This window comes from Methylobacterium sp. A52T (assembly GCF_053346095.1).
In genome coordinates this window covers 21,602-27,672 of record NZ_JBKFBI010000076.1, presented here as the reverse complement: position 1 = coordinate 27,672, position 6,071 = coordinate 21,602, and the positions used below count along the sequence as shown (strand labels likewise).

Annotated in this window: 7 protein-coding genes; 3 read left to right on the top strand and 4 right to left on the bottom strand. The window is 72.2% G+C overall.

All coding sequences use genetic code 11. The features are described from left to right. The coding region (locus ACLBYE_RS18340; protein WP_447695271.1) for a hypothetical protein at positions 1–421 on the bottom strand (421 nt) is incomplete at its 3' end. 243 nt (positions 422–664) lie between these two features. On the opposite strand from ACLBYE_RS18340, the gene ACLBYE_RS18335 reads away from it, so the two are divergent. Further along, positions 665–1,414, top strand: a complete 750-nt coding sequence (locus ACLBYE_RS18335) for a phosphodiester glycosidase family protein (protein WP_091927307.1) — start codon at positions 665–667, stop codon at positions 1,412–1,414. Positions 1,415–1,423: 9 nt separating this feature from the next. Here the strand turns inward: ACLBYE_RS18335 and ACLBYE_RS18330 are convergent, their stop codons facing one another. After that, a complete protein-coding gene (locus ACLBYE_RS18330; RefSeq protein ID WP_447695270.1) occupies positions 1,424–2,542 on the bottom strand; it encodes an NADH:flavin oxidoreductase/NADH oxidase in 1,119 nt (372 codons plus the stop codon). Between the two features lie 187 nt (positions 2,543–2,729). Between ACLBYE_RS18330 and ACLBYE_RS18325 the strand changes: the two genes are divergently transcribed. After that, positions 2,730–3,215, top strand: a complete 486-nt coding sequence (locus ACLBYE_RS18325; protein ID WP_447695269.1) for a hypothetical protein — start codon at positions 2,730–2,732, stop codon at positions 3,213–3,215. 58 nt (positions 3,216–3,273) lie between these two features. Here the strand turns inward: ACLBYE_RS18325 and ACLBYE_RS18320 are convergent, their stop codons facing one another. Continuing rightward, positions 3,274–5,202: a propionyl-CoA synthetase gene (locus tag ACLBYE_RS18320; protein ID WP_447695268.1), complete on the bottom strand. Its 1,929-nt coding sequence runs from the start codon at positions 5,200–5,202 to the stop codon at positions 3,274–3,276. Between the two features lie 224 nt (positions 5,203–5,426). Next, on the bottom strand, positions 5,427–5,609 hold the full coding sequence (locus ACLBYE_RS18315) for a YdcH family protein (RefSeq protein WP_012318068.1): 183 nt from the start codon (positions 5,607–5,609) through the stop codon (positions 5,427–5,429). A 131-nt stretch (positions 5,610–5,740) separates the two neighbouring features. Here ACLBYE_RS18315 and ACLBYE_RS18310 point away from each other — a divergent pair, with 131 nt between their 5' ends. Then, positions 5,741–6,001 (top strand): YdcH family protein, encoded by a 261-nt coding sequence (locus ACLBYE_RS18310; protein ID WP_081636461.1) that lies wholly within the window; start codon positions 5,741–5,743, stop codon positions 5,999–6,001. Positions 6,002–6,071 lie beyond the last annotated feature (70 nt).

The window sequence follows — 6,071 nt, the reverse complement described above, 5'->3', positions numbered from 1 at the left end:
GGGCGTAGTAGCCGCCGTAGCCGTAACCCGGGTAGCCGTAGCCACCGTAGCCGCCGTAGAGGCCGCCGGCCGCGAGGCCGAGCCCGACGCCGAGGCCCAGGCCGCCGAGCCCGTAGCCGTAGCCGCCGCGGTAGCCGTAGCCGCCGCGCCAGCCGTAGCCCCGGCCGTAGAAGCCGCGGCCGTAGCCGAAGCCGCCCGGACGGAAGCCGACGCCGCGGAAGCCGCCGCCGAAGCCGCCGTTGCGGAACCCGCCGAACCCGCCGCCGCGGAAGCCGCCGCCGAAGCCGCCACCGTGGAAGCCGCCGCCGAAACCGCCGCCGTGGAAGCCGCCGCCGCCGAAGCCGCGCGCGTCCGCGCTGGCCGGCGCCAAGGCCAGAGCACCCGCCGCCAGCAGGGCCGAGCCGAGCACTGCACCCTTCATCACGTCATCTCCGTGGAAACACGCCCTCTGCGGCTAAGAACGCTCGAACCGGCAAAACGGTCCAGTCCCGGCCGCGGCGCGCGGCCGCGAGACGCACCCGGACGTGCGCAGACGTGCGCAGACGTGCCCGGACCCGTCCGGGCGCGGCTCGGACACGAAATTCGCCGCTTTCCAGGGCGAAGGGCGGGCCGAACGAGCTTCGCCGTCCCCGACTCGCCGTCCCCGAGCTGCCTGGAACGAATGATGATGCTGCGCCCGGCTCACGCCCTCTTGATCACGCTGCTCGCCCTCGCGGCCCCGGCCCGGGCGGCCGCCCCGGCCGCGACGGAGCCCTGCCGGGCGGTCGAGGCGCAGGGTGAGACCTTCACGGTCTGCACCATCGATCTCCGGAAGCAGCGGCTGCGGCTGTTCTGGCTGCAGGACGACGGCAAGCCCTACGGCGCCCTCGGCACCCTCGCCGAGAAGCAGGGCGGCCGCCTCGCCTTCGCGATGAATGCCGGCATGTACGACAAGGACCAAGCGCCCGTCGGCCTCTACGTCGAGAACGGGCACGAGCTGAAGCGCGTGTCCACGGCGGACGGGCCGGGCAATTTCCACCTGAAGCCCAACGGGATCTTCTGGCTGAAGGGCGAGCGCGCCGGGGTGGTCGACACGTCCCGCTACCTGCGGGCGAAGATCCGGCCGGATTTCGCCACGCAGTCCGGGCCGATGCTGGTGATCGACGGCCAGATCCACCCGAAGATCGCCGCGGACGGGCCGAGCCAGAAGATCCGGAACGGCGTCGGCGTGCCCGGCGACGGGCACGTGGCGATCTTCGCGATCTCCGAGCGCCCGGTGACCTTCGGCGCCTTCGCGCGGCTGTTCCGCGACGATCTCGGCTGCCGGAACGCCCTGTTCCTCGACGGCTCGGTCTCCAGCCTCTACGCGCCGAACCTCGGCCGCACCGACATCAGCCGCCCTCTCGGGCCGCTGGTCGGCGCGCTGCCGCGGTGAGGGCCGCCCTCAGCGCTGGCCGAAGGCCGTGTCCTTGAACAGGTCCTTGTACTCCCGCGGCTGAGAGCGCCAGTACTGCTTGGGCGCGCGCACCCGGGCGCCGAGTTCGGCGGCGGCGTGCCAGGGCCAGCGCGGATCGTACAGCATGGCGCGGGCGAGCGAGATCGCGTCCGCCCGGCCCTCCTGCAGGATCGTCTCCGCCTGGTGCGCCTCGGTGATCAGCCCGACCGCGATGGTGGTGAGGCCCGTCTCGGCCTTGATCCGCTCCGCGTAGGGCACCTGATAGCCCGGCCCGAGCCTGATCGCCTGCTTGGGCGAGACGCCGCCCGTGGAGACGTGGATCGCCGGCGATCCCCCCCGCTTGAGCGCCTGGGCCAGCGCCACCGTCTCGTCGAGATCCCAGCCGTCCTCGACCCAGTCGGTGGCCGAGACCCGCAGCCAGACCGGGCTGCCGGCGGGCACGACATCCCGCACCGCGTCGTAGACCTCGAGGGGGAAGCGCATGCGGTTGGCGAGGCTGCCGCCGTATTCATCTGTCCGCTTATTGGCGATCGGCGACAGGAACTGGTGCAGCAGGTAGCCGTGGGCGCCGTGCAGCTCGACGGCCTCGATACCGAGGCGCACGGCCCGCTTGGCGGTGGCCACGAACTGGTCGCGGACGCGCTTCAGGTCGGCGGCGTCGAGGGCGTGGGGCGGGACCTCGCCCTCCCCGTGCGCGACCGCCGAGGGCGCCTCGGTGCGCCAGCCGTAGGCGTGCTCCGGCGGGATCTGCTGGCCGCCGGCCCAGGGGGCCTCGCTGGAGGCCTTGCGCCCGGCATGGGCGATCTGGATGCAGACCGGGATCGGCGCGTACTCGCGCACGGCGTCGAGCACCCGGCCCAGCGCCCGCTCGCAGCCGTCGTTGTAGAGGCCGAGATCCCAGGCGGTGATCCGCGCCTCCGGGGAGACCGCGGTGGCCTCCAGGGTCAGCAGGCCGGCCCCCGACATGGCGAGTTGGCCGAGATGCATCATGTGCCAGTCGGTCGCCTCGCCGTCCCGCGCCGAGTACTGGCACATCGGCGCGACGAGGATGCGGTTCTCGAGCGTGAGCGCGTCGAGCGTCAGCGGTTCGAACAGGCGGGCGGTCATCGGCAACTCCTGGTGGAGGGTTCACTCTGGCCCAGGACGGGCGCGGCGGCCAGTGCGGTGCGGCAGAGCACCTCTGCGGGCGGGCGTTGCGGGAACTTGCGGATGTGGCCGCCCGTTTCCTGGCCTGTCGCCGCATCGCGGCAATCGACGCGAACCGCCTGAGGGGGCGAGATCGCCCGAGGTCCAGATGATGCTCACCAGACTCGCCGTCCCGCTCGCCGTCCCGTTCGCCCTGGCCGCCGGCTGCGCCGCCCTCGCGGGCACCGCCCAGGCCCAGCCCGCCGCCTTCGGCGGACCCAAGATGCTGATTCACGGGAATTACTGCGGACCGGGCAACAACGCGCCGCTCCCGCCGATCGACGCCCTCGATGCCGCCTGCGCCCGCCACGACGCCTGCACGCCGAACGGCGGCCTGCCGACGGAGGCCTGCAATCTCCGCCTGCAGCGGGAGGCCGCGCTGATCTCCCGCGACCCCCGTCAGCCGGACGATGTCCGGTCCCTCGCCGGCCTCGTGGCCGCCACCGCGACGCTGATCCCCTCCGAGCCGAACGCCCGGCGGGTGCCGGCCTCGGTCACCACCGGTCCGACCGCGGGCACCTACGCGCCCGCCCTGACGCAGCCGGCGCCGACGGTCGATATCGACACCGACGACGACGGCGCCGACGCGGATTGAGGCGGATTGAGGCGGGCCGCGACCGCCCGTCGACGCGCCGCCGGCGCGGTCCGGCACCCTACCGGGCCGCGCCGATCCCCCGATCCTTCAGGCTGTCGCCGATCTCGTCGAGGGCCGCCGCGTCGTCGATCGTCGCCGGCATCGTCCACGGCTCGTGATCGGCGATCCGCTTCATCGTGGCCCGCAGGATCTTGCCCGACCGGGTCTTGGGCAGCCGCGGCACGGTCAGCGCCAGCTTGAAGGCGGCCACCGGGCCGATCTCGTCCCGCACCTTGGCGACGAGTTCCCGCTCGATCGTCTCGGTCGGCCGGGCGACGCCGGCCTTCAGCACCACGAACCCGCAGGGCACCTCCCCCTTCAGCGCGTCGCGGATGCCGATGACCGCGCATTCCGCCACGTCCGGGTGGCTCGCCAGCACCGCCTCCATGCCGCCGGTGGACAGACGGTGGCCCGCGACGTTGATGATGTCGTCGGTCCGTCCCAGGACCGTGATGTAGCCGTCGCCGTCGATCACCCCGGCATCCGACGTGTCGTAGTAGCCCGGGAAGGTGGCGAGGTAGCTCGACCGCATCCGGTCGTCCGAGCCCCAGAGGGTCGGCAGGCAGCCGGGCGGCAGGGGCAGGCGGATCGCGATGGTGCCCATGGTCCCCGCCGGAACCGGCTTCCCGCCCTCGTCCAGGACTTCGACCCGGTAACCCGGCATCGGCACGCAGGTGCTGCCGTGCTTAACCGGCAGGAGGCCGAGGCCCATCGGGTTGCCGGCGATCGGCCAGCCGGTCTCGGTCTGCCACCAGTGGTCGACGACCGGTCGGCCCAGTACGCGCTCGGCCCAGGCGACCGAGTCGGGATCGGCGCGCTCGCCCGCCAGGAACAGGCTGCGGAAGGCCGAGAGGTCGTGATCGGCGATCCGGGCGCCCTGCGAATCCTCCTTCTTGATCGCCCGCAGGGCCGTCGGCGCGGTGAACAGGCAGGCCACCCCGTACTCGGCGACCACCCGCCAGAAGGCGCCGGCATCGGGCGTCCCGACGGGTTTCCCCTCGTAGAGGACCGTGGTGCAGCCGTGCAGGAGCGGCGCGTAGACGATGTAGGAGTGGCCGACGACCCAGCCGATGTCGGAGGCGCAGAAGTAGGTCTCGCCGGGCTGGACGCCGTAGAGGTTCGGCATCGACCAGGCCAGGGCGACGAGGTAGCCGCCGGTATCGCGGACCACGCCCTTCGGCTTCCCGGTCGTGCCGGAGGTGTAGAGGACGTAGAGCGGGTCGGTGGCGGCGACCGGCATGCACGCCGCGCTCCGCCCCGCCGCCCGGGCGGCCGCGACAATCTCACCCCAGTCGCGATCCCGGTCCGCGACGAGGGTCGCAGGCCCTTGCGGGCGCTGGAGGATCAGGCAGGCCTCCGGCTTGTGCCGCGAGGCCGCGATCGCCGCGTCGAGGAGCGGCTTGTAGGCGACCACGCGGTTCGGCTCGATCCCGCAGGAGGCGGCGAGCACCACCTTCGGCGCCGCGTCCTCGATCCGCACCGCCAGCTCGTTGGCCGCGAAGCCGCCGAACACCACCGAGTGAACCGCGCCGAGCCGGGCGCAGGCCAGCATGCCGAACAGCGCCTCGGGCACCATCGGCATGTACAGGATCACCCGGTCGCCCTTGCCGACGCCGAGGTCGGCCAGCACGGCGGCCAGCACCGCCACCTCGTCGCGCAGCGCCCGGTAGGTGATGCTGCGCTTGGTCCCGGTCACGGGCGAGTCGTAGCGGATCGCCACCTGATCCGCCCGGGCCCCGTCCGCGTGGCGGTCCACCGCGTTGTGGCAGGCGTTCAGGGTGCCGTCCGGGAACCAGCGTCCGTAGGGGCCGGAATCCGGCGCGAAGGCCCGCTCCGGCGCCCGCGCCCAGTCGAGGGCCCGCGCCGCACCGAGCCAGAACGCCTCGGGGTCGCGGCAGGCCGATTCGTAGATCTCCGGGTAGCGGCCCGGCAGGCTGGCTCTCGTCATCGGTTGGGCGTTTCCTCGCGGACCGCTCTCCGGCGGCGGGTCGCAGAGTAGCCCATTCTCGCGCGCGCGGGAGTGGCCAGGCGAGGGGCTGGCCACGGGCGTGACGGCCGCGCCCGGGGCCCGGCGGCCGCGGCTCGGTGCCCCCAAAAGAAAACCGCCGCACCGGGGCTCCCGATGCGGCGGTCGTCAGCGTGCATTCGCTATCAGATTGGACGTCTCAGGCGTCAGTGCAACGTGTCGTTGCCCGCCTGAAGCTTGTTGATCTCGTCCTTGAGGAGGAGTTTCCGTCGCTTCAGCTCGGCGATGTGGAGGTCGTTCGCCGAAGGTCTGTGGATCGCTTCCTGAATCTCGCGCTCGAGGGCTTCGTGCTTCCGGGCGAGTTGGTTCAGATGCGTCTGCAGCGACATGAGTCGAATCTCCTGTCATCGTTTCGACACAACGAGATTGGCACAGGATGCCGGACCTGTCGAAGCGTTTTCTGCTGCTAAGTCTGATGATTGCTTACCGCGCCGCCTTGTCCGGCGCCGGAGCGTGACGCATGCTCTCAGGCGACGAACGGTCTTCGGGTTCTCAGGTGACGATGGCGGACGAGGCGGGTGAGGGTGCGCAGTCGGACCTCCTGGGCGAACTGGCGCGGCTGCGCGAGGAGCACCGGGATCTCGACAGCGCCATCGAGGCGCTGGAGCGCAGCGTTGCCGGGGACCAGCTCCAGATCCAGCGCCTGAAGAAGCGCAAGCTCACGCTGCGCGACCGCATCTATCACATCGAGGACGCGCTCACGCCGGACATCATCGCCTGATGCCGGTGGACGCCCTCCGGCCCCGCCTTGCCGCAGGCCCGCGCCGCCTGTAAGCGCCCTCTTTTGCCGG